Source organism: Pseudomonadaceae bacterium SI-3 (assembly GCA_004010935.1).
In the GTDB taxonomy this organism is placed as follows: domain Bacteria; phylum Pseudomonadota; class Gammaproteobacteria; order Pseudomonadales; family Pseudomonadaceae; genus Stutzerimonas.
In genome coordinates, this window is the sequence record CP026511.1 from 4,169,275 (window position 1) to 4,191,295 (window position 22,021).

The 22,021-nt window shown below is 59.6% G+C and carries 17 protein-coding genes; 3 read left to right on the plus strand and 14 right to left on the minus strand.

Translation table 11 applies throughout. From position 1 onward, the window contains the following. The first annotated feature begins 2 nt into the window (after positions 1-2). Positions 3-509, plus strand: a complete 507-nt coding sequence (locus tag C1896_19510; GenBank protein ID AZZ46913.1) for an antibiotic acetyltransferase — start codon at positions 3-5, stop codon at positions 507-509. On the opposite strand, the gene C1896_19515 is transcribed toward C1896_19510, so the two are convergent. The 14 genes from C1896_19515 to C1896_19580 all read right to left on the minus strand — a co-directional run bounded on the left by C1896_19515 (position 467) and on the right by C1896_19580 (position 17,021). After that, positions 467-1,354 (minus strand): glycosyltransferase family 2 protein, encoded by an 888-nt coding sequence (locus tag C1896_19515; protein ID AZZ46914.1) that lies wholly within the window; start codon positions 1,352-1,354, stop codon positions 467-469. The two genes, C1896_19510 and C1896_19515, sit on opposite strands and share 43 nt — an antisense overlap. Then, a complete protein-coding gene (locus C1896_19520) occupies positions 1,348-2,286 on the minus strand; it encodes a glycosyltransferase family 1 protein (GenBank protein AZZ46915.1) in 939 nt (312 codons plus the stop codon). Before C1896_19520 ends, C1896_19515 begins: the two co-directional genes overlap by 7 nt. A 1-nt stretch (position 2,287) precedes the next feature. Next, positions 2,288-3,226 carry a glycosyltransferase family 2 protein gene (locus C1896_19525; protein ID AZZ46916.1) on the minus strand — a complete coding sequence of 313 codons (939 nt, stop codon included), beginning with the start codon at positions 3,224-3,226 and terminating at the stop codon, positions 2,288-2,290. Next, positions 3,226-4,338, minus strand: a complete 1,113-nt coding sequence (locus tag C1896_19530; GenBank protein ID AZZ46917.1) for a hypothetical protein — start codon at positions 4,336-4,338, stop codon at positions 3,226-3,228. Before C1896_19530 ends, C1896_19525 begins: the two co-directional genes overlap by 1 nt. Further along, the gene (locus C1896_19535) at positions 4,316-6,046 is read right to left on the minus strand and encodes a carbamoyltransferase (GenBank protein ID AZZ46918.1); all 1,731 of its coding nucleotides are present in this window, start codon (positions 6,044-6,046) and stop codon (positions 4,316-4,318) included. The genes C1896_19530 and C1896_19535 overlap by 23 nt, the downstream gene beginning before the upstream one ends. Before the next feature lie 114 nt (positions 6,047-6,160). Then, entirely contained in the window at positions 6,161-7,582 is a 1,422-nt protein-coding gene (locus tag C1896_19540) for a serine/threonine protein kinase (protein AZZ46919.1), read from the minus strand. Further along, positions 7,579-8,331, minus strand: a complete 753-nt coding sequence (locus C1896_19545) for a lipopolysaccharide kinase (protein AZZ46920.1) — start codon at positions 8,329-8,331, stop codon at positions 7,579-7,581. The genes C1896_19540 and C1896_19545 overlap by 4 nt, the downstream gene beginning before the upstream one ends. Further along, positions 8,328-9,062 (minus strand): heptose kinase, encoded by a 735-nt coding sequence (locus C1896_19550; protein AZZ46921.1) that lies wholly within the window; start codon positions 9,060-9,062, stop codon positions 8,328-8,330. The genes C1896_19545 and C1896_19550 overlap by 4 nt, the downstream gene beginning before the upstream one ends. After that, positions 9,062-9,877: a lipopolysaccharide core heptose(I) kinase RfaP gene (locus C1896_19555; GenBank protein AZZ46922.1), complete on the minus strand. Its 816-nt coding sequence runs from the start codon at positions 9,875-9,877 to the stop codon at positions 9,062-9,064. Before C1896_19555 ends, C1896_19550 begins: the two co-directional genes overlap by 1 nt. Beyond that, positions 9,874-10,995, minus strand: a complete 1,122-nt coding sequence (locus C1896_19560; protein ID AZZ46923.1) for a glucosyltransferase I RfaG — start codon at positions 10,993-10,995, stop codon at positions 9,874-9,876. Before C1896_19560 ends, C1896_19555 begins: the two co-directional genes overlap by 4 nt. Further along, the gene (gene waaC, locus C1896_19565) at positions 10,995-11,996 is read right to left on the minus strand and encodes a lipopolysaccharide heptosyltransferase I (GenBank protein AZZ46924.1); all 1,002 of its coding nucleotides are present in this window, start codon (positions 11,994-11,996) and stop codon (positions 10,995-10,997) included. Before waaC ends, C1896_19560 begins: the two co-directional genes overlap by 1 nt. Then, on the minus strand, positions 11,997-13,031 hold the full coding sequence (gene waaF / locus C1896_19570; protein AZZ46925.1) for a lipopolysaccharide heptosyltransferase II: 1,035 nt from the start codon (positions 13,029-13,031) through the stop codon (positions 11,997-11,999). A gap of 82 nt (positions 13,032-13,113) precedes the next feature. Then, complete coding sequence (locus C1896_19575; protein AZZ46926.1) at positions 13,114-14,037, minus strand: branched-chain-amino-acid transaminase; 924 nt, start codon at positions 14,035-14,037, stop codon at positions 13,114-13,116. Positions 14,038-14,075: 38 nt separating this feature from the next. Then, positions 14,076-17,021 carry a bifunctional [glutamate--ammonia ligase]-adenylyl-L-tyrosine phosphorylase/[glutamate--ammonia-ligase] adenylyltransferase gene (locus C1896_19580; GenBank protein ID AZZ46927.1) on the minus strand — a complete coding sequence of 982 codons (2,946 nt, stop codon included), beginning with the start codon at positions 17,019-17,021 and terminating at the stop codon, positions 14,076-14,078. Between the two features lie 276 nt (positions 17,022-17,297). Between C1896_19580 and aceE the strand changes: the two genes are divergently transcribed. Together aceE and C1896_19590 are read left to right on the plus strand one after the other, a co-directional pair. Then, on the plus strand, positions 17,298-19,943 hold the full coding sequence (gene aceE / locus C1896_19585; GenBank protein AZZ46928.1) for a pyruvate dehydrogenase (acetyl-transferring), homodimeric type: 2,646 nt from the start codon (positions 17,298-17,300) through the stop codon (positions 19,941-19,943). Between the two features lie 24 nt (positions 19,944-19,967). Further along, positions 19,968-21,977 (plus strand): pyruvate dehydrogenase complex dihydrolipoyllysine-residue acetyltransferase, encoded by a 2,010-nt coding sequence (locus tag C1896_19590; protein ID AZZ46929.1) that lies wholly within the window; start codon positions 19,968-19,970, stop codon positions 21,975-21,977. Positions 21,978-22,021: the final 44 nt, after the last annotated feature.

The window sequence follows — 22,021 nt, forward strand, 5'->3', positions numbered from 1 at the left end:
GCATGCCGTGCGTGCACGACTGGGACGAAGGCAGTACGTTACGCATCGGCAGTTATTGCTCGATTGCTGACAACGTGCAGATATTTCTCGGTGGCCATCATCGTGCCGACTGGGTAAGCACCTATCCCTTCCCCGCGTATCTACCGGAAGCTAGCGATATACGCGAATACGGTGGCACCCGAGGCGATGTGGTGATCGGCAGCGATGTCTGGATCTGCGCCAATAGCACCATTCTTTCCGGCGTGAACATCGGGCATGGCGCAGTCATTGCGAACGGCGCGGTCGTCAGTCGTGATGTCGAACCCTACGCTATTGTTGCTGGCAACCCAGCCGCAAGAATACGCTGGCGCTTCGATGAGCATATTCGGAACGAACTGCTAAACACTGCTTGGTGGGAATGGCCTGAGGAGGAGATACGCCGAACAGTACCGCTGCTATGCAGCAATGATTTGGCAGGTTTCCTGCGTTATGCACGATCACGTCCCGATGATGGCAGTAGCAAACGGTAAAGCCCACGTAATGTTTTTCCATCCCATGCGCTTAGCGGCAGTTGGCTCAATAACCGACGGGCAAGAGCCTTGTCTCGCCGCGCACACTTCAGAAACATCGAATTGCGGTAGTTGTTGCAGACTTGCTCGTATGCGGGGTGATCGCTGAAACGGGAAAACGTCCGCAGTACATTGTCGACCATGAACGGGTAATTCTTGTAAGTGTTGGTAGCATGAACCCGGTAGAGCGCCATTACCTCCTCAAGCACATCGATGAACCAACCGGCACGTGTGATTTTTAGCTCAATAATAAGATCTTCAAGGCGCACCTCAGGATCAAACCCGCCCACCGCCTCTAGCGCCTCACGGCGAAACAGGAGAGTTGCAGCTGGCGAGCCGGGTTTGCGATTGAGAAAAATATCCTCGAAATCCAATCGGCGCCATGAGGGAGGCTTGTCGTTGCCAAGCGGCGTACCATCCGGACCGATGCTCGTAACGGAACCGGCGCAAATACCAACCTCTGGTTTATCGCGCATGTATTCGACCTGTGTTGCTAGCCGGCCTGGCAACATGACGTCATCAGAGCCGAACGGCGCAACGTACTCACCGGTACTCCGCGCGATTGCAGCATTGAGCGTTCGAGATAGGCCTTGATTTGTCTGAACCTTGAAATCGAAGCTGAACTCTTTTTGCAAACGCTCTATAACCGCAACGCTGTCATCGGCTGATCCATCATCCACCACGAGTAGCTCAACGTTAGGATAAGTCTGGGCAATCACGCTGCGAATAGAAGCCTCTATATAAGGCTCATGGTTATAGGAAGCGATGATTACGCTGACTTTAGGAAAAGGATCGTTGCTTACCAAAATTTCCACCAGGGTTGCGAAGATACGTTAGTAAAAGGTACGGAGACGACATCGTTGATCTCACGTGCAAGTTTGTCGTAGGCATTCCGCGCCAATACCTGCTCACGTCCCCTGACTGCAATCGATTGAGCGAGGCCAGGATGCTCGCGAGCCCATTCCAGGCGTTCCAGCAACGACGCAAGATCATCATATAGCAGTAGATTTACGCCATCCTCCAGGCCTAACGCCTCCTCCTCTCCCCGGCCCTGACGCTTGGCCAAAAGCAGGCATCCGCAGGCCATGGCCTCAAAATTTTTCGCCATGTATTCGCTTAGTCCGACATCGGCACTGATGAAGATATTGATGCGGTTGAGTGTTTCTACGTATTCGTTTGCAGTGTGGGTACGCATAATTTCTAGCGGCTCCACTTTCGCGAGCGTTTCGAGCAGCGTTCGCCGGGCCGAGTACGCGGCGCTGCCAAGCCGCCCGATGAACCCTAATTCAATATCGCGTTTTTGATTCTGCAGAACCATACGAGCAGGGTCGAACCCCTTTGGGACGAAATGGGCGTCGACTCCCGCAGCACGTAGATGATTAGTAACGGCAAACCCCGTGCTGATTACCCGCACTCCTGGCAACTGTCGGTAGAAGCGTACAAACGCGCCGCTCCATCGGGATCCAGGCATGAAGTCAAGATAGGCGTCTTCCTCGTACAAGGTCAGCGCCGGCAGGGTGCGCAGAAATCGGCTCTGAGTGCGAACATGCTTGAACATCAGGTCAAGGATGACACGCTCATATTTATCAATCGCTATGTCGACAAAGTAGCGCCGCAAGCAACGCTGCTGGCCCTTTTCGAGAAAGCGCACATCAACTTGGGCGCCATCCTGTAACGATGACCACAACGTGCGGTTATCCAATGCGCGGTCGGCACTGCTAAGCACAAGCACCCGCATTTCAAACTCTCCAGATCGAACGCAACAATTTGCGGGTATAAGACCAGTTAAATATCACCTTCCAGTCATACCGCAGCGCTTCGCGGTAGAAATGTCGAGCCTCGTTCAGTGCCCCGGCACTCTGGAAAGTTCGAAACAGGGATAAGCAGCGTTGCGCCGCAAAGGGTCTTTTAAACACCTGCATTGATGCCGGCATACGCCTCTCTGCAAACACCTCATCGACCAGCCTTAGCTGCGCTGTTCGGGCATGTATAAGGCTATGTCGCAAGCTGGTGTCATGTTTGTGAATCAGCGCCAACGGATGATTCAGTACAGAGCAGGGGTAGCGAGCAAGCGCCTGAGCAAAGACGGGGATGTCTTCGCTACTGCGCAACGCTTCCGGATAATTACCCGCCGCAAATACATCGCGATGCATGGCGCACGCGCCATTAGACAGCGCAATAGTCTTATCAAGTAAATAAGCTCGAACACGGTCATAAGCAGTTTCCGGCAACGGATGCACCGGATGCCTGCGCTGGCGACCATCTGCTGAAACCGAACAATGTTCGCCTATGATCATCCTGGCGTCTGGATAGCGGCCAATGTGAGCGACCAGCTGTTGTAATGCATCAGGCACCAGCTCGTCATCGGCATCCAAGAATAAAAGGTAGCGCCCCCGCGTCTGGGCTATCCCCAAATTCCGTACCGAGGCAGGACCGCCGTTCTCTTTATAAATTACCCGCATGGCCGTACCGGCTTCGGCCAGCAGACTTTCCAAAACGGCACGTGTGTCATCGGTAGAACCGTCATCAATCACCAGCAACTCAGCGGCAGACGCCTGGAGTTGAGGTAGCACTGACCTCACGGCACGCGGCAAGGTATGCGCATAGTTGTAGGCCGGAATGACAACCGAAATGAGCGGTTGCCCACAATCGTCCTGCTGAGTCTGCGGGCCAGCCATCACGAGACGCTCTGATGCTGTCGGGCTAGCAGCCTGAACGCCTTTTCGACTCGCCCGACGCTGAGAAAGCGCTTCCAGCTGTTCCTGAACGCACCTACCGAAATGACAGGCCGAACTACGACGTTTCGGCCCCACCCCGGCCGCCAGCAAAAGCCATCGCGCCGTTTGCGAAACAGCGTTAGTACTGGCACCCCGATCGCGGAGGCCAAATGGCCTACGCCCGAGTCGTTACCAACTACATAGCCTGACTCATACAAATACGCCGCGAGCTCACACGCATTTGCGAAGCGGGGAATAGGAAACTCCTCACCCAGTCGGGGCGCCCAGAGCGCGAACTCCTTCGGTGAGATAACGAACTGGGGGTCATAGCCGTTTTGCCGCAATCGTCGCGCCAAGTTCAGATATTTCTGGTGGGGCCAATTCTTCTTTTCGTTGTACGACGTAGGGTGCAACATCACCCTAAAGGGGTGACGTCTGGGTATCAGTGTATGGGGCATGACAAAGCCCGGATCAGCGGAGGCATTGCCCAGCCCCAGTTTCAACTGACAGAAAGCTACTGCCTGATCCACCATCGATACGCTGTCATCGTTTAACACGCGCATCGGCCCAGCGCAGGTCGCAATCCGCGACATCACACTCGCCGTGTCAGCGCCAACTCGTTGTTTTAGCCGAGGTAGGTGATCATGAACATACGCCGTGTCGACTCGAAGCGTACCCACAAATACAAAACGCTCGGCAAGCCTCGCCTTATCGGAGGCAGCGCTGGTGACGATGCTGCCGCAGTCCGATATGACCAGATCGTATGCATCGGCTATGCCGAGCGTGTCTTCAACTTCGGGAAACGGCAACATCTCTAGGGCTGGCAACCAAGGAGCGAAGTGCGCCAAGTGGTTGCTAAGCATCGTTACCCTATAGCCAGCACGCGCCAAGTTGTTGGCTATCACTAGGTAGATCAGGCTGTCGCCTAACCCCATCGATGGCACTACCGCAATGCGGCAACTGTTGCGCCCGGACTCATCTGCCGATGGCGCATCGCCCGAAATCAACGTCAAGACCATGCTTGCTCCACCCACTCTTATTGTTGTCAGGTCACTGCTTAACGACCAGAACATCTTCCATGATCAAGTACTGCAAGTCCGAGCCATAAAACATATTCAATGCATCGGTTGGCGAACAGATCATCGGCTCGCCGCGGCGATTAAGCGAGGTGTTAAGAGAGACGCCGTTGCCGGTGAGTTTCTCCAACTCCAGCATCAGGTCGTACCAGCGCGGGTTGTGCTTGCGCTCCAGGACCTGGGCGCGAGAGGTGCCGTCCTCGTGCACCACTTCACCGACGCGTTCCTTCCAGCCCTCGTTGACCTCGAAGGTGAAGGTCATGAACGGGCTCGGATGGTCGACTTTGAGCATCTGAGACGCAACGCTATCGAGCATCGATGGGCAGAAAGGCCTCCAGCGCTCGCGGAACTTTATCTGCTCGTTGATCCGATTGGCCACACCTGGAACGCTCGGACAACCAATGATCGAGCGGCCGCCAAGCGCGCGCGGGCCAAACTCCATGCGGCCCTGGAACCACGCTACCGGATTGCCGTCGACCATGATCTGCGCGATCCGCTGCGGCATGTTGTCGATCTGCTGCCAGGACGGCTTGCTCGGATGGCGCGCACAGGCTGCGATGATGTCTTCGTTCGAGTAAGACGGTCCGAGATAGACATGCTCCATTTTCTCGACAGGCACGCCGCGCTGATGCGAAACATAGGCCGCCGCGCCTACCGCTGTACCTGCATCGCCTGAAGCGGGCTGGACGAAGAGCTCTTTAACCTCATCGCGGGCGATGATTTTCTGGTTGAGCTTGACGTTCAACGCACAACCACCCGCGAAGGCGACCTTGCCGGTTTCGCGAATGATGTCGCCCAGGTAGTGATCCATCATCTGCAGCGCCAGCTTCTCGAACAGGGCTTGCATGGCAGCGGCATAGTGGATGTAGGGATCGTCGGCGATATCGCCTTCACGCTTGGGCCCCAGCCACTCGATCAACTTGGGCGAGAAGTAATAGCCCTTGCCCTTTTCCTTGTAGCGGCGGAAGCCGATCACGTTGGCGTAATCAGTATTGATGACCAGCTCGCCATCCTCGAATTTGGCCAGGCGAGAAAAATCATATTTGGCAGCATCGCCATACGGCGCCATGCCCATCACCTTGAACTCGCCATCGAGCATCTCGAAGCCGAGGAACTCGGTAATCGCGCCGTAGAGCCCGCCCAGTGAATCCGGATCGTAAAACTCTTTTATCTTGTGGATGCGGCCGTTCTCGCCATAGCCGAAAAATGTCGTGGCGTACTCGCCCTTGCCATCGATACCCAGGATGGCTGTCTTTTCCGCGAAGCCCGAGCAGTGATAGGCGCTCGATGCATGGGCCAGGTGATGCTCAACCGGCTCGATTTTTATCTTCTTCAGATCGAAACCCAGTTGCTGCAGGCACCACTGGATGCGCCTGTGGTAGCGCTCGTAGCGGCGATTACCAAACAGAATGGCATCCAATGCGCGATCCGGCGCGTACCAGTACCGCTTGGCATAATGCCAGCGAGCCTTCTCGAGGATGCTGATTGGCGCAAAAGGAATGGCAACCACATCGACATCGGCGGGTTTGATGCCAGCATATTCCAGACAAAACTTGGCTGATTCGTAAGGCATACGATTCTTCGCATGTTTATCGCGCACGAACCGCTCTTCTTCAGCTGCGGCGATCAGCTTACCGTCGATATATAGAGCGGCGGATGGGTCATGACTGAGGGCGCCGGAAAGGCCGAGAATTGTCAGTGCCACTGTAAAAAAGCCTCTTAAAAAAACGGTCTGGAGCTTAAAGCCGGAAGCTAGAAGCAATAGCGCGTATGTAGTACTCGCCCGAGGGCTTCTCTCCCAGCTTCAAGCGTCCTGCTTCTAGCTGCCTTTCGGTAAACGTATATCTAGCAAACGGTACAAAGTACTGCCTGCAGGCCAGTTGCACAGCAACCGCTCACGGTCCTTGGCAAAGGCCTGATGGAATCGAGCAGGGCTACGGTGCTGCTGCAGTGAGTCCAGGTCGATAAGCGCCCAGCTGCCGTCCCGCCATAGCACATTGGTGCCCTTCAGATCGCCATGACTAATTCGCTCACGAATAAGCGCCGCAAATAGCTGCTCCAGCGCCAGCAGCTCATGTTCTGGGGGGGCACCATCCACGTACGGGGCGAAACGGGCGATTATATCCTGGCCTTCAACGTAGTCGGTAATCAGATAGCTGCGTCCTCGAAGGCCGAGACGGCGAACTTCGATCATGGCCAGCGGCTGCGGCGTAGCGATGCCCAGCACCTCCAGGCGATGCGCTTCAACCCAGCTGTGCCAGGCGCGAGATGGCCTCCAGAAGCGCTTGAGCCAGTGCAATACGCCCTTGATGTTGTAGCGTTTGATTACCAAGGGTCCTGCTTGAACATCTACCCTGGCAACCGTTGCACTGCCTCCCCGCTTGAGCGCCGCACCGGCTGCGATGTACCCGTCGGGATCTCTGAGTACGTCGCGCAAGCCGGCCTCTCGCTCGCGACGCACGGCGACCAGCCCGACCTGATCGTGGCGCACACTGAACGTCGTGCAGTCGCGCCCGATCTTTTTGAGGTACCTGGCGAGTCGCTGATGGCGGGCCACACGAGTCTTGTCCAGGAGCGCCTCGAGCGGAAGGGCATGCGCACTGTTGACCAACAGGTAGCTAACCAGCAGTTCTTCCACGAAGGGCTCAAGGACCGTGGGCAGCTGGGCAAAGAAAACAGCCAGGTTTTCCAGCACGCGCTCCCGCGATAACGGCTGGCCGGGGGTCTCGGCACGAATGCCACCGCCATCGATAAGGTAGAGCCGCTGCTTGTGGCGCATCAGGTTGTCGAGATGCAGGTCGCTTTGCCAGAGCCCTTTGGCATGCAGGTTTGCGATTTCGGCCAGCGCACAGCCAAGAACCTCCTGCTGGTTTGCGCTTAAGGGCACCTCACACGCCACACCGAGCCAAGCATCTTGCAGGCTCTGCGCGCCTTCAAGATATTCGAATAGCAGCCATCCTCCTGCCTCGCCGAAACCCTGATCCAGAAGGGCCGGCGTGTTCAGCTGCTGCGCAGCGAGCTGCTGTGCTCCTGCAAGTTCACGATCGAAATGACGGCGGGCGCGATCACCGACCATGAGCTTGGCAAGCACCTGGACTCCTCGCCACTGCGCACGGGCCACGTAGCGCTGTCCCGGCAACACACGCAACCACTGCATGACATGCAGCTCATCGGCACCCAGCGCGACGATCATCGGAAGAGAGGGAGTGCGCCCGGCCGAGCGCAGCTGCGCCAACTTCATGCCTGGGCCGCTTTGTATTGATGCCGCGCCTCGATACGACGCAGCCAGGTTTCAATCATGCGGCTGCTGGAGTCCTTTTCTAGGTAGGCCGCAAACAGGCAACGCAACTCATCTTCGCTCCAAAACCCAACGCGGCGGATCAATGCCTCCAAATCGCGTATACGGTCTTTGCGCCCCAGCAATATGCGTGTCTTTTCCAGGTCGATCAAACATGCCTCGTAGCCGCTGAGGTGCTCGCGCAAGAAAATATGTTTGGGATAAAAACATCCATGGACTTCGCCAGCACAATGTAGCTGACGGGCCAGCCGTCCGCAGGAAGCGAGTACCGCCTGGCGGCTTGCCATTCCTAGATCTGACCACCGGCAAAGCAGACTGCTCAGGTCCTGCCAACCATCCAGCGCCCGAGTCAGCAGAACGGCGTTGACCGCACCTCGGGTACGGCGCTGCGCAAAGAATGCAGCTTCCAGTGTGGGAATATGCTTGTGCTGATAGCGGCGAATATTACGAAACTCAGCAGCAAAGGTCGGCTCACCGAACGGGTGACGCCAGCTACGCGACAGGTAGTTACTTTGCCGTTTAAGGTAATAACCGACACCACCGATATCGAGCCGGTATACGCTGCTCCAACCGCCGTCGACGGCGTTAGGCACATCGACGGCGTCAAGCTCCAACCTCCATAACGTATCGAAGCTATCCAGGCTTGCGCTACGCAATGAACCGGCATGCGCTGGCGAAAGGAAATCCCTCATTCGCGTCCCTCGAAATAGGTCAGTATCTTCCTGATAAGCGCTTTGTCGTCCGCGCCGAGCCTCGCCCGCTGCCGATAGAGCAGAAAGAAACGCAGCCGCTGAGTGCGGGACAAGGTGCACCTGGCTACCTTATCCAGGCAAGCTAGGTCCTTAATGATGCGATGCCTCAGAACCGGCCCCCACCAGAAGTCACCTGAGGGGCAGTCAATCAGGTACAGCTTGCCCGCTTCGTCGACCAGCAGGTTGCGCCATTTCAAGTCGTTATGAGCGAACCGGTGAGCATGAAGAGTGCGCGTCGCGCTTGCCAATTGCTCACTGAGCTGGCGAACCCACAGCGGGTCCGCCAGGCGTGCATCTCCATCCTTAGCCATGGCAGCCATATCTTGAGTGCCGGGTACTTCCAGGGTGACCAAGGCACCCCGCTGAAAGAATCCCGCACGGCGCTGCTGCCCCCAGGCAACCAGTGGAGCGACGGCGACTCCCCATTCCTGAAAGTGCTGCAAATTCTGCCACTCAGCTTCGACGCGTGGACGCCCGATGAAACGCCGCACGCCTTTACCCGCCGCCCAGTAGCGTTTCACGTAGTAACGTTGTTCACCGATGCTGACACGAACCACCTCGGATAGCGGGTCACGCGTGATTGGCTCGCCATTCAGCGCGAACACAGCCTCGAGACTGGCGAACGCACGCTCCGCATCGGAGTTGATTCCGTCAACGGTCCGCCAACGCATCACTGGTGGGCACCTGACGCATACTTGCGCAGGAAGCGGCTCTGCAGCCTTTCGGACTTGCGCTGCAGCCAAGTCAACAACGAAGCCTCGTCACGCAAGACATCCCGTAATGGCCGTTGGAAATAGACCTGGAGAAAACGCAGCTTGTCACGGTGCGTCAGGCCGATGCCCAACGCCGAGAAATACAACCCGGCCAGATCCTTGTTGCGCCAGCGGCGTGGCGTCTGAGCGCGGGTCTGGGCGCGGTGAAGGTCGATGAGCGACAGACGAAAATCATGCGCTGTCACCGGCTTGTCGGTATGCAGCAGAAAATGGCAGATGTAGAAGTCGCGGTGATTGACTCCCGCACGGTGCATGTTCCCAGCCATGCGAGCGACTTCCTCAATCAGCGCGCGCTTGATCGCAGGCTCCGGCGGTTGTTCACGCCAGTTTGCGGCGAAGTCCTCGAGGCTGACCGTCGGCGCCAGCTCTTCGGTGATGATGAACGAATGCTGGGTGGCGGGATTGTTGCCGCGCTCGCCATAGGCGACGGCAGTCATGGTCGGTACGCCGACCTCGTGTAACCGTTGAATGGCCCGCCACTCCTGCCCGGCGCCGAGGACTGGCAGCTTGGCGGTGCTGAGGTTCTTGACAATCTCGCCCCAACCAATGCCGCGATGAATCTTGACGAAATAACCGCGCCCGTGGATTTCGGTGCGCAGGGTGCGCCGACCTTCGAGCTCGCGGTAAACCTTCCCCTGCAGCTGCTCGACCGCCTCGAACGGATCGCGACCGGCCCAGAGGGTTTTGAAGGGCTCTGTGACGATCAGTTTCATGGGCGCTCCGCGAGGATCACATCGGCTGCCCGCTCGGGCATGCTGTACAGATCGGCGCGTTCGGCAAAAGCGAGAGCGTTCTGCGACCACAGTGCGCGCTGCTCATTGCCCGCAAGCATCTCGGCCAGAAGCCGATCGAGATGGCCCTGCTCGAAAGGACTCGGCACCACGCGACCGCAATCGGCATCGGCGATGTAATGTGCATAGCCGCAGACATCCGTGACGAGCACTGGCAGCCCGGCGACCAGCGCTTCGAGCAACACAGTACCGGTATTCTCGTTGTAGGCAGGATGGATCAGCAGGTCAGCACCCAGCAGGAACCGCGGAACGTCACTGCGGCCTTCAAGGAAGACAACTTGCTCGGAAATGCCTAGATTCCGAGCCTGAAGTTGAAAGGACTTGGGGTCGTCCTGCCCAATGACGAACAAGCGAGTCCGTCGTTTCAGCTCTCGAGGCAGCGCAGCGACGGCTTTGAGGCTGCGGTCGAGTCCCTTGGTCTTGAAACCGGAACCGATCTGCACGAGCAGAAGAGCATCGCCCTGAAGCCCGAACTCCCGTCGGAACTCGGCCCGGATGTCGAGGGCATTGGACGGCGCCTTTCGATCCTGGGCAATGCCCGGCGGCAGCAGGTGAAAACGATCAGCCGGCGTCGCGTAGTGCTTGATGAACAGCGGCTGCTGCACCTCGGAAATCATCAGGATCTGCGTCTTCGCCTGCGGGGCGAACACCGCGCGTTCGTACTCGGCGAAATGCTTGTAACGGCCCCAACGGCGATAGATCGGGTTGCGTAGGGTCTGGGCCTTATCTTCGAAACAAGGGTCGGCGGCGTAATACACATCCAGCCCTGGCATCTTGTTGAAGCCGATCACCCGGTCAACCGGCCGCTTCGCCAGGTCGGCCTGGACCCAGGCGGTGAAGCGCTCGTTGCGGGTGTGGTTGAACAGTGCCTTGACCGGCGCAATCAGCACCTCGAAACCCTCGGGCACTTCGCCCTCCCAGATCATCGCGTACACGCGGATCTGGTGGCCGCGGCGCTGACACTCGAGCGCGATGCGCATGAAATCACGCTGCAACCCGCCAAAAGGAAAGTACTTATAGAGGATGAAGGCCAGTTGCATCAGGGTGTCTCCGATGACCGCAACAGGGCCTTGAGTTCGCTTGCGACGTGCTCGGCTGATAGCCCGTCGAAGCAGGGTTTGTGGCGATCGCCTTTACCGGCGTTCGGCCCAGGCGCGCACAAGTGTACTTGGGAACGGCCATAGGCGCCGACTCGGCCAGGCAGCGTGGGGCCATAAAGCGAAATACTCGGAACGTCCAACGCTGCGGCAAGATGACCGAGCCCGGTGTCCACCGCCACACAGGCACGTGCCCCAGCAACCACTTTGGCAACACCGCCCAGATTGAGCCTGGGCAATACCGAAGCGCTCGGCAGGCCTTGGGCGATTCGTTCAGCTCGGGCCTTTTCTTCTGCATTGCCCCAAGGCAGACGGATCGCCCAGCCGAACTCGCTCATACGCTCGGCCAGTTGGCGCCAGTAAGCCTCCGGCCAATGCTTGCTCGGCCAGGTGGTGCCATGAAGGAAGAGTAAATAGGGCTGTTCGCCTGCTGTGGCCAGCTGACCGCGGTCCAGACCGTAGTCGGCAATCATCTCAGGAATCGAGTAGCCGAGCGCCTGGGCAAATAATTGACGCACCCGCTCGAGCGCATGCTGGTCCCGGGGCACGGCATAGCATCGATCATAGAAACGCGACGCCAGCGGTTCGCGTATTGAATCACGATCAAACCCTGCAACCGTCGCCTTAACGTAACGTGTCAACCAAGCGCTCTTGAGCAGTCCTTGCGCATCGATCACCAGGTCGTAACGGGTCTCGCGCAGCCGCGCCTTGAAGCGCCGCCACTCGCCGGTACGAAGGGTTTGCAGCGGATGCTTGCGCCAGCGGCGGATGGCCACGGGAATTACCTGCGCAACCGCCGGATGCCAGGCAGGGATCTCAGCGAAACCCTCCTCCACCACCCAATCAAACTGAATACCGGGGATGGCGCGCTGCGCGTCGGTCAACGCCGGGAGCGTATGGATCACGTCACCCAGCGAAGAAGTCTTGACCAGCAACACCCTCACTCAACGCACCTCGACTGGCTGTGGAACCAGGCGCCCTAGCGCCTCGATGACAGGGCGCGGAGTCAGCTCACGCATGCAGTTGTTATGACCGAAACGGCAGGTGCGTTCGAAACAGGGACTGCAATCGAGCCCGAGACGCACGACCTCGACCTGATCGGACAACGGCGGGGTGAAGGCCGGTGACGTCGAACCATAGACCGACACCAGCGGCCGCCCGAGCGCAGCGGCGACGTGCATCAGTCCCGAATCGTTGGAGACCACCGCTTCGGCGCAGGAAAGCAGATCGATGGCCTCGGCCAGACTGGTTTCGCCAGCCAGGTTCAGCGCCTCTTCTCGCAGCCCGGGGATCAACTGTTGCAGGATCTGCTCGCCGACAGCGTGGTCGTTTTTCGAGCCGAACAGCCAGACCTGCCAGCCCTCGCGAATTTTCACCTCGGCAACCTTGGCGAAATGCTCGGCCGGCCAACGCTTGGACTCGCCGAACTCCGCTCCGGGGCAAAGCGCCAATACCGGGCGATCCAGTGAAAGCTCGAAACGCGTAAGCGCCGCATCGCGGCTGTGCTCAACGATGCGCAGCGCCGGCTTAGGATACGGGGCAGGCAACTCGGCACCCGGCTCGTAGGCCAATGCCATGAAGCGCTCGATCATCAGCGGATAGCGCTGCTTGTCCAGCTTGCGCATGTCGTTGATCAGACCGAAACGCATCTCGCCCCGCCAGCCGGTACGTTTGGGAATGCCGGCGAAGAACGGGACCAAGGCGGACTTCAGCGAGTTGGGCAGCAGGATCGCCTGCTCATACTTTCCCCGCAGTCCCTGGGCGATGTTGCGTCGGGTCGCCATGTCGAGCACACCATGCCCGACCGGAAAGCTTAGTGCCTGACGCACCTCGGGCATACGCTCGAGAATAGGGCGACTCCACTCCGGCGCGAGCACGTCGATCTGGCAATCGGGATGACGCTGTTTCAGACAGACAAACAGCGTCTGCGCCATCACCATGTCGCCGACCCAGCTGGGACCCACAATCAGAATATTCATAAAGGCAGCTTCAGGCTTAGGGCTTCATGCCGCAAGCGCGAGCCGCCCGAGCGGCCCGTGTTCGCGGCAGCAACCCCTGCGCTTATTTGACCAGCGTACGCCACTCGGGGTGCGCCTCGGTCTTGCCGGACACCAAATCGAAGTAGGCTTTCTGCACTCGCTCGGTGACCGGCCCACGACGACCGATACCAATGTTGCGACCGTCCACTTCGCGGATCGGCGTGACTTCGGCGGCGGTGCCGGTGAAGAAGGCTTCGTCGGCGATGTAAACCTCGTCACGGGTGATGCGCTTTTCCACAACCTTGATGCCCAACTCGTCAGCCAGGGTCAACACGGTGCCGCGCGTGATGCCATTAAGGCAGGCGGTCACTTCAGGCGTGTAGATAACGCCGTCTTTGATAATGAAGATGTTCTCGCCCGAGCCTTCCGCTACATAGCCTTCCGGGTCCAGCATCAGCGCTTCGTCAGCGCCGCCAGATATCGCTTCCTGCAGAGCCAGCATCGAGTTGATGTAGGCGCCGTTGGATTTGGCGCGGGTCATGCTGATGTTGACGTGATGGCGGGTAAAGGAGCTGGTGCGCACCTTGATGCCCACCTCCAGCGCTTCGTCACCCATGTAGGCGCCCCAGTGCCAGGCGGCAACGATCACGTGAACCTTCAGGCCGCTGGCGCGCAGACCCATGCCTTCGGATCCGTAGAAAACCATCGGGCGAATATAGGCGCTTTCCAGATTGTTCTCGCGTACGGCGGCGCGGGTGGCCTCGTTAATTTCCTCTTTCGAAAACGGCATCTTCATATTCATGATGTGCGCCGAATCGAACAGGCGATCAGTGTGCGCCTGCAGGCGGAAGATAGCGGTGCCGGCCGGCGTGTTGTAGGCACGCACGCCTTCGAAAACGCCCATACCGTAATGCAGAGTGTGAGTCAGCACATGGGTGGTCGCATCGCGCCACTGCACCATCTCACCGTCATACCAGATCACGCCATCACGATCGGACATCGACATTGTTGCCACCTCGAATTCGGTAAATGCTGTTTGACGAGTCAGCTAAGTCCCAGCTCGCGCCAGATGCGCATCACCGCGCGACGCTCGTCATGAAATTGGTCTCCGCTCACAACGCCAGGCAGTTTCTGCAGTGATTGCCGGTGGGCCGCAGCGCGGTATGCCTTGTAGGCATCCTGCAGCAACCGAACCTCATCGCCGGTCATCAACCCGGCCTGCTCCAACCCATCGAGAATGCGGATATTGTCGGTATAGCGCAGCAGTTGCGGATGCTGGTGCGACCACGCCAAAGCCGCGTATTGCACCATAAATTCGATATCCACGATACCACCGGCGTCCTGCTTGAGATTGAACTCACCCTCCGCCAAAAAGGCTTTGTCAGCCGTGCCGGCCTGAGTGGAGCGGGTCCCGAGGTTGTCGCGCATCTTGGTGCGCATCTCGCTGACTTCGCCGCGCAGCTGTTCGAGATCGCGCGAGCGCCCGAGCACCGAAGCTCGGACGCTCTCGAAATCCTTTGCCAGCTGTGGACAGCCGACCAACACTCGGGCCCGCACCAACGCCTGATGCTCCCAGGTCCAGGCCTCCTCGCTCTGGTAGCGACTAAAGGCATTCAGCGAGCTGACAAGCAAGCCGGATACGCCCGACGGACGAAGGCGCATGTCGACCTCGTAGAGCTGGCCGGAGGTGGTCTGAGTGGTCAGCAGATGAATGATGCGCTGCCCCAGGCGGGTGAAGAACTGTGCGCCATCGATGGGCTTGGCACCGTCGGTTTCGGCGTTCGGGTCGCCGTCATGGATGAACACCAGATCCAGATCAGAGCCATGGCCAAGCTCGATTCCACCAACCTTGCCATAGCCCAGGATGATAAAGGCCGGATCGCACAGCGAACCGTCGGCACGCCTCGGCTGGCCGTGCCGCGCGACGGTGTGGCGCCAAGCCAGGGCCAGCACCTCTTCGAGAATGGCCTCGGCGAGCCAGGTCAAGTAATCGCTGACCTTCATCAGCGGCAGCGTGCCGGCAATTTCCGACGCCGCGACACGTAAACGGTGCGCCAGCTTGAAGTGGCGCAATGCCTCCATTTGCTGCTCGAGATCGTCCTCGGGAATGCGGGCCAGCCGCTCGCGCAATTCGGCGGCGAGTTCCGGCGCCAGCGGCGGGCTGAACAGCCGCCCCGCGTTGAGCAGCTCGTCGAGCAGCAACGGAAAGCGCGCGATCTGCTCGGCAATCCACGGACTGCCGGCACAAAGCTCGAGCAGACGCTGCAGGGCGCCGGGGTTTTCGGTCAGTAGCACCAGATAGGCCGAGCGCCGGGCAACCGCCTCGACTAGCGGCAGCACACGCTCCAGCACCAAATCCGGATCATCCTGTTCAACCGCCTGAGCCAACAACCTAGGAATGAAGGCATCGAGACGCTCGCGGCCGAGGCGCTGCATGGTCCGCACCTGACTGCCGCTACGCAAAGCCGCGAGTCGCTGGCAGGCGGTCTGACCGTCGCGAAAACCCGCATCGCTCAACTGACGGCAGGCAAATTCCTCGTCCCAATCCTGCTCCCACAACGGCAGCCACTCGCCACCCACCAACGACTCGCCTTCGGCGTTCTCGTCTTCGTCGGGATCGGCGATCACCTGACGGAAATGCCAGTCGACTCGGCCACGCCAATGCAGAAGCTGCTGGTGGAAGGCTTCCCAGTCGCCGAAACCCATGATCAAGGCGACGCGATCACAATCGGCTTGATTGTCAGGCAGCATCTGCGTCTGGCGATCATCGATGGCCTGTAGCGCATGCTCGGTATAACGCAGGAACTCATAGGCTTCGCGCAATTCCTCGACCGCAGCAGGCGGCAGATAGCCCTGCCCGGCCAGGGTTGTCAGCACCTTAAGCAAGGGCCGCTGCTGCAAGCTCAGGTCGCGCCCCCCGTGGATGAGCTGGAAAGCCTGAGCGATGAATTCCACCTCGCGAATGCCACCCGAGCCCAGCTTGATGTTGGCGGCCATACCCTTGCGCCGTACTTCCTGCTGGATCAGCTGTTTCATCGTGCGCAGCGCATCGATCGCGGAAAAATCGAGGTAGCGCCGATAGACGAAGGGCCTGAGCATCTCCAGCAACTCCTTGCCGGCCGCTTCGCTGCCGCCGACCACCCGAGCCTTGATCATGGCGTAGCGTTCCCAGTCGCGCCCCTGGTCCTGGTAGTACTGTTCCAGTGCATTGAAGCTCAGCACCAGCGAGCCGGACGAGCCATAAGGCCGCAAGCGCATGTCGACGCGAAAGACAAAGCCGTCCAGGGTCGGCGCATCCAGCGCCTTGATCAGCCGCTGACCGAGGCGAATGAAGAATTCCTGGTTATCCAGCGAACGCTTGGTGCCGACAGTTTCGCCGCCTTCCGGATAACCGAAGATCAGATCGATATCGGATGACAGATTGAGCTCGCGCGCGCCCAGCTTGCCCATGCCAAGGATGACCATCTGCTGCGCTTCGCCGCTGCGCCGACCGGTCGGCACACCGAACTGCTCGCAATGGCGCTCATACAACCATTGATAGGCAAGATCGATACAGGCGTCAGCCATGTCGGACAAATCGCCGCAGGTCTCGGCGAGATCAGCCTGACGAGTAAGGTCACGCCAGATGATTCGTACCTGTTGGCGGTTGCGGAACCGGCGTAGCCGATTGGCCAGACTCTCTTCGTCCAGGCAGTCGCTGAGCAGCTCTGCGAGCACTGCACGCATTTCGCCCGCCTTCAACGATCGCTCCAGCAAGCCGCTCTCGGCCAACTGGAGCAGCAATTCAGGATCTCGGCTAACCTGTTCGCTGACGAAGTCGCTGGCGGCGCAAACCCGACCGAAAGCCTCACGACGCATCGTCGGCCATGCCAAGAACCGCTGTTCAGGCTGCTCCGAAGAGTCGCGCAGGGTGCCGAGGAACGTCTCCTCGGCACGGGTGACCAAAGATTCAAGCGACGGCGGCAGTGCAACCAGCGATGGCAAACTCATGAATGTTTCCTTAGCGCAAGAATGGCTAGAGGGGTAGCGAAAACGTCCGGATTAGAGCCCCTGACGCCGGAGCCAGCCAGCTAGGCCGGCTAGCGGCGATGTAGTTTTACTACGAAAGAATGTGACAGGGGGCTGAATCAGCCGCGGTTTTGTAGTAAAACTACAGAGCCCGGCTCTACCCCCGGCAAACATCCAAGAACATATACGCGCCGGCCCACAAAGCCGGCCGCGAAGCAGGCAACCGATTCTGGAAGCCTTTCCGCCCTGGAGCAAGCCATGCAAGATCTCGATCCCGTCGAAACCCAGGAATGGCTGGACGCCCTCGAGTCAGTTCTCGACCGCGAAGGCGAAGACCGCGCCCATTATTTAATGACCCGGATGGGGGAGCTGGCCACCCGTAGCGGCACACCGCTGCCCTACGGCATCACCACGCCGTACCGCAACACCATCCCCGTTACCCGCGAAGCCAAGATGCCCGGCGACCTGTTCATGGAACGCCGCATCCGCTCTTTGGTCCGCTGGAACGCGCTGGCAATGGTGATGCGCGCAAACATGAAGGACCCGGACCTGGGTGGACATATTTCCACCTTCGCCTCCAGTGCGACGCTCTACGACATCGGCTTCAACTACTTCTTCCAGGCGCCTACTGAAGAGCATGGCGGCGACCTGATCTACTATCAGGGCCACGCCTCTCCTGGCATCTATTCGCGTGCCTTCCTCGAAGGCCGCCTGAGCGAAGATCAGATGCTCAACTTCCGACAGGAAGTGGATGGCCAAGGTCTGTCGAGCTACCCGCACCCGCACCTGATGCCGGACTTCTGGCAGTTCCCCACCGTGTCCATGGGCCTGGGCCCGATCATGGCGATCTACCAGGCGCGCTTCATGAAGTACCTAGAAAACCGTGGCTTCATCCCGAAGGGCAAGCAGCGCGTCTGGTGCTTCATCGGCGACGGCGAGTGCGACGAGCCGGAAACCCTCGGTGCCATCTCCCTGGCTGGCCGCGAAAACCTCGACAACCTGGTATTCGTCATCAACTGCAACCTGCAGCGTCTGGACGGCCCGGTCCGCGGTAACAGCAAGATCATCCAAGAGTTGGAAGGCGTGTTCAAAGGCGCCAACTGGAACGTCAACAAGGTCGTCTGGGGCCGTCTGTGGGATCCGCTGTTCGCTGCCGATGAAGACGGCCGCATGCAGCGCCGCATGGACGAAGCCATCGACGGCGAATACCAGAACTACAAGGCCAAAGACGGCGCCTATGTGCGCAAACACTTCTTTGGTGCTGACCCTGAACTGCTCAAGCGCGTCGAGAGCATGTCGGATGAGGAAGTCTGGAAGCTCAACCGCGGCGGCCACGACCCGTACAAGGTCTATGCAGCCTACCACCAGGCGGTCAACCACAAGGGTCAGCCGACGGTCATCCTAGCCAAGACCATCAAGGGCTACGGTACCGGTGCCGGTGAGGCGAAGAACATCGCCCACAACACCAAGAAAGTCGATATCGACAGCCTGAAGATGTTCCGCGATCGCTTCGACATCCCGGTCAACGATTCGCAGCTCGAAGAATTGCCGTTCTACCGCCCGGCCGAAGACAGCGCCGAGATGCGCTACCTGCGCAAGTGCCGCGAGAAGCTCGGTGGTTCCCTGCCGCAACGCCGACCGAAGAGCTTCAGCATCCCGACACCGCCGTTGGACACGCTGAAGGCTGTGCTGGACGGCTCGGGTGAGCGTGAAATCTCCACCACGATGGCGTTCGGCCGCATCCTCTCGCAACTGGTTAAAGACAAGGATCTGGGCAAGCGCATCGTGCCAATCCTCGCTGACGAGGCGCGTACCTTCGGCATGGAAGGCATGTTCCGCCAGCTGGGTATCTATTCCCCGGTGGGGCAGCTGTACGAGCCGGTCGACCGTGACCAGGTGATGTACTACCGCGAAGAAAAGGACGGCCAGATCCTGCAGGAAGGCCTCAACGAGGCCGGCGCGTTCTCCTCGTTCATCGCGGCCGGTACTGCCTACAGCAACTACAACCAGCCAATGCTGCCGGTCTACATCTTCTACTCGATGTTCGGTTTCCAGCGTATCGGCGATCTGGCCTGGGCAGCGGGCGATGCACAGACCCGTGGCTTCCTGCTGGGCGGCACCGCCGGCCGTACCACGCTGAACGGCGAAGGTCTGCAGCACGAGGACGGCCACAGCCACATCCTCGCCAGCACCATCCCCAACTGCCGCAGCTATGACCCCACCTACGGCTACGAGCTGGCGGTGATCATGCATCACGGCATGCACGAGATGATGGAGCTGCAGAAGAGCGTCTACTACTACATCACAGTGATGAACGAGAACTACCAGCAGCCGGCCATGCCGCAGGGTGTCGAGGAAGGCATTCTCAAAGGCATGTACCTGCTTGAAGAAGCCAAGGGCGACTTCAAGCACCGCGTGCAGCTGTTGGGCTCGGGCACCATCCTGCGCGAGGTACGCGCCGCAGTGGACATCCTCGCCAAGATGGGCGTGGGTGCCGACGTCTGGAGCGTGACCAGCTTCAACGAGCTGCGCCGCGATGGCCTGGCCGTGGACCACTGGAACCGCTTGCACCCAACCGACGAACCGCGCAAGAGCTATGTTGAGCAGTGTCTGGAAGGTCGCGAAGGTCCGGTGATCGCCTCCACCGACTACATGAAGCTGTTCGCCGATCAGATTCGCCAGTGGGTTCCGTCGCGTGAATACCAGGTGTTGGGCACCGACGGCTTCGGCCGCAGCGACTCGCGCGCCAAGCTGCGCGACTTCTTCGAAGTCGACCGTCGCTGGGTCGCTGTCGCCGCCCTGCAGGCACTCGCCGCTCGCGGCGCCATCGAACGCACCGTGGTGGCCAACGCCATCACCGAGTTCGGTATCGACCCCGAGAAGCGCAATCCGCTGGATTGCTGATGCGTGCGCACAGGAGAACCTATTGTGAGTGAAACCATACGCGTACCCGACATCGGCAGCGGTGAGGGTGAAGTAATCGAATTGTTCGTCAAGGTCGGCGACCGTATCGAAGCCGACCAGAGCATCCTGACGCTCGAATCCGACAAGGCCAGCATGGAGATCCCTGCGCCCAAGGCGGGCGTGGTGAAAGCCTTGAAGGTCAAGCTGGGCGACCGCCTGAAAGAAGGCGACGAACTGCTGGAGCTTGAGAGCGAGGAAGGACAGGAAAGCGACGCGCCGGCAGAAGCCGCGGACGAGCCTGCCGCTGCTAGCAGTGGCGGCCCGGCTGACGAAGCCGAAGCACCCACACCTCCAGGCGATGAAGCTCCGTCGGCATCAGCTGAGGATGGCGAATCGCAGGAGATCAAGGTCCCGGACATCGGATCGGACGGCAAGGCCAGCGTCATTGAAATTTCGGTCAAGGTCGGCGACACCATCGCCGCCGAGCAAGCGCTGATCACGCTGGAGTCCGACAAAGCCAGCATGGAGATACCCTCCCCGGCTGCCGGCGTGGTCGAGAGCATTTCGGTGAAGGTCGGCGACGAAGTTGGTACCGGTGATCTCATCCTGATCCTCAAGGGCGCCGCTTCGAGCAAGCCGGCAGCGGCCAGCGCCTCGGACAGCCAGGCACAAAGCCCGGCCAAGGAGAAACTGACCGAGCAGGCCGCAGAAGCACCAGCCGAAGCTGCAGGCGAGTCCGTGGAGGAGGTTCGTATTCCGGACATCGGCTCCAGCGGCAGCGCCAAGGTCATCGAAGTTATGATCAAGGCCGGCGACAGCGTCGAGGCGGATCAATCACTGATCACGCTGGAGTCGGACAAAGCCAGCATGGAGATCCCAGCGCCCAAGGCTGGTGTGGTGGAGTCGCTGTCGATCAAGGTCGGTGACGATGCCAAGACCGGCGACCTGATCCTGACCTTGAAGGTGGCTGGCGCAGCTCCGGCGAAGAAGGCCGAGCCGAAGCCGCAGCAGGAACCAGCGCCCCAGCAGCAGGCCGTTGCACCGAACAAGCAAGGCGTACCGGAGGCCAAGGCAGCCTCGACGCCAGCCCCGGCCGTGAGCGGGCCGAGCAAGGCCGGCACCAAGGTGCACGCTGGCCCAGCGGTGCGCATGACCGCACGGGAATTCGGCGTGGAATTGGCTGATGTCACCGGAACAGGACCCAAGGGAAGGATTCTCAAGGAAGACGTTCAGGCCTACGTCAAGAACATGCTGCACAAGACCAAGCAGGCCTCGGCCGAAGGCGCTACGGGCGGTGCGGGCATCCCGCCGATCCCGACCATTGATTTCAGCCGCTTTGGTGAAATTGAAGAAGTGCCCATGAGCCGCCTGATGCAGGTCGGTGCTGCCAACTTGCATCGCAGCTGGCTGAACGTGCCGCACGTGACCCAGTTCGAGTCGGCTGACATCACCGAATTGGAAGCTTTCCGTGTCGCGCAGAAGGCGATCGCGGAAAAAGCCGGCGTCAAGCTGACCGTGCTGCCGTTGCTGCTCAAAGCGTGCGCGCATCTGCTTAAGGAGTTGCCGGAATTCAATGCTTCACTGTCACCAAGCGGCAAGTCAGTGATCCGCAAGAAGTACGTGCATGTCGGCTTCGCGGTCGACACTCCGGACGGCTTGATGGTCCCTGTGATACGCAACGTTGACCAGAAGAGCTTGTTGCAGTTGGCAGCCGAAGCGGCAGAGTTGGCTGAGAAGGCCCGCACCAAGAAGCTATCGCCAGATGCCATGCAAGGTGCCTGCTTCACTATCTCAAGTCTCGGCCACATTGGCGGCACCGGCTTTACGCCGATCGTCAACGCGCCGGAAGTGGCGATCCTCGGTGTATCCAAGGCGGCGATGCAGCCGGTTTGGGATGGCAAGGCCTTCCAGCCTCGCCTGATGTTGCCGCTATCGCTGTCCTATGACCACCGCGTCATCAACGGCGCCGCGGCCGCACGCTTCACCAAGCGTCTGTCCGAGCTGCTGGCTGACATCCGCACCATGCTGTTGTGATCGGATGAGCAACAAAAAACCCGCCATCTGGCGGGTTTTTTTGT

Coding starts and splice junctions, on each gene's coding strand:
- C1896_19510 (AZZ46913.1), top strand. CDS start 3: ATGCCGTGCGTGCACGACTGGGACGAAGGCAGTACGTTACGCATCGGC.
- C1896_19520 (AZZ46915.1), bottom strand. CDS start 2,286: ATGCGGGTGCTTGTGCTTAGCAGTGCCGACCGCGCATTGGATAACCGC.
- C1896_19525 (AZZ46916.1), bottom strand. CDS start 3,226: ATGGCTGGCCCGCAGACTCAGCAGGACGATTGTGGGCAACCGCTCATT.
- C1896_19530 (AZZ46917.1), bottom strand. CDS start 4,338: ATGTTCTGGTCGTTAAGCAGTGACCTGACAACAATAAGAGTGGGTGGA.
- C1896_19540 (AZZ46919.1), bottom strand. CDS start 7,582: ATGAAGTTGGCGCAGCTGCGCTCGGCCGGGCGCACTCCCTCTCTTCCG.
- C1896_19545 (AZZ46920.1), bottom strand. CDS start 8,331: ATGAGGGATTTCCTTTCGCCAGCGCATGCCGGTTCATTGCGTAGCGCA.
- C1896_19550 (AZZ46921.1), bottom strand. CDS start 9,062: ATGCGTTGGCGGACCGTTGACGGAATCAACTCCGATGCGGAGCGTGCG.
- C1896_19555 (AZZ46922.1), bottom strand. CDS start 9,877: ATGAAACTGATCGTCACAGAGCCCTTCAAAACCCTCTGGGCCGGTCGC.
- C1896_19560 (AZZ46923.1), bottom strand. CDS start 10,995: ATGCAACTGGCCTTCATCCTCTATAAGTACTTTCCTTTTGGCGGGTTG.
- waaF (AZZ46925.1), bottom strand. CDS start 13,031: ATGAATATTCTGATTGTGGGTCCCAGCTGGGTCGGCGACATGGTGATG.
- C1896_19575 (AZZ46926.1), bottom strand. CDS start 14,037: ATGTCGATGTCCGATCGTGATGGCGTGATCTGGTATGACGGTGAGATG.
- C1896_19580 (AZZ46927.1), bottom strand. CDS start 17,021: ATGAGTTTGCCATCGCTGGTTGCACTGCCGCCGTCGCTTGAATCTTTG.
- aceE (AZZ46928.1), top strand. CDS start 17,298: ATGCAAGATCTCGATCCCGTCGAAACCCAGGAATGGCTGGACGCCCTC.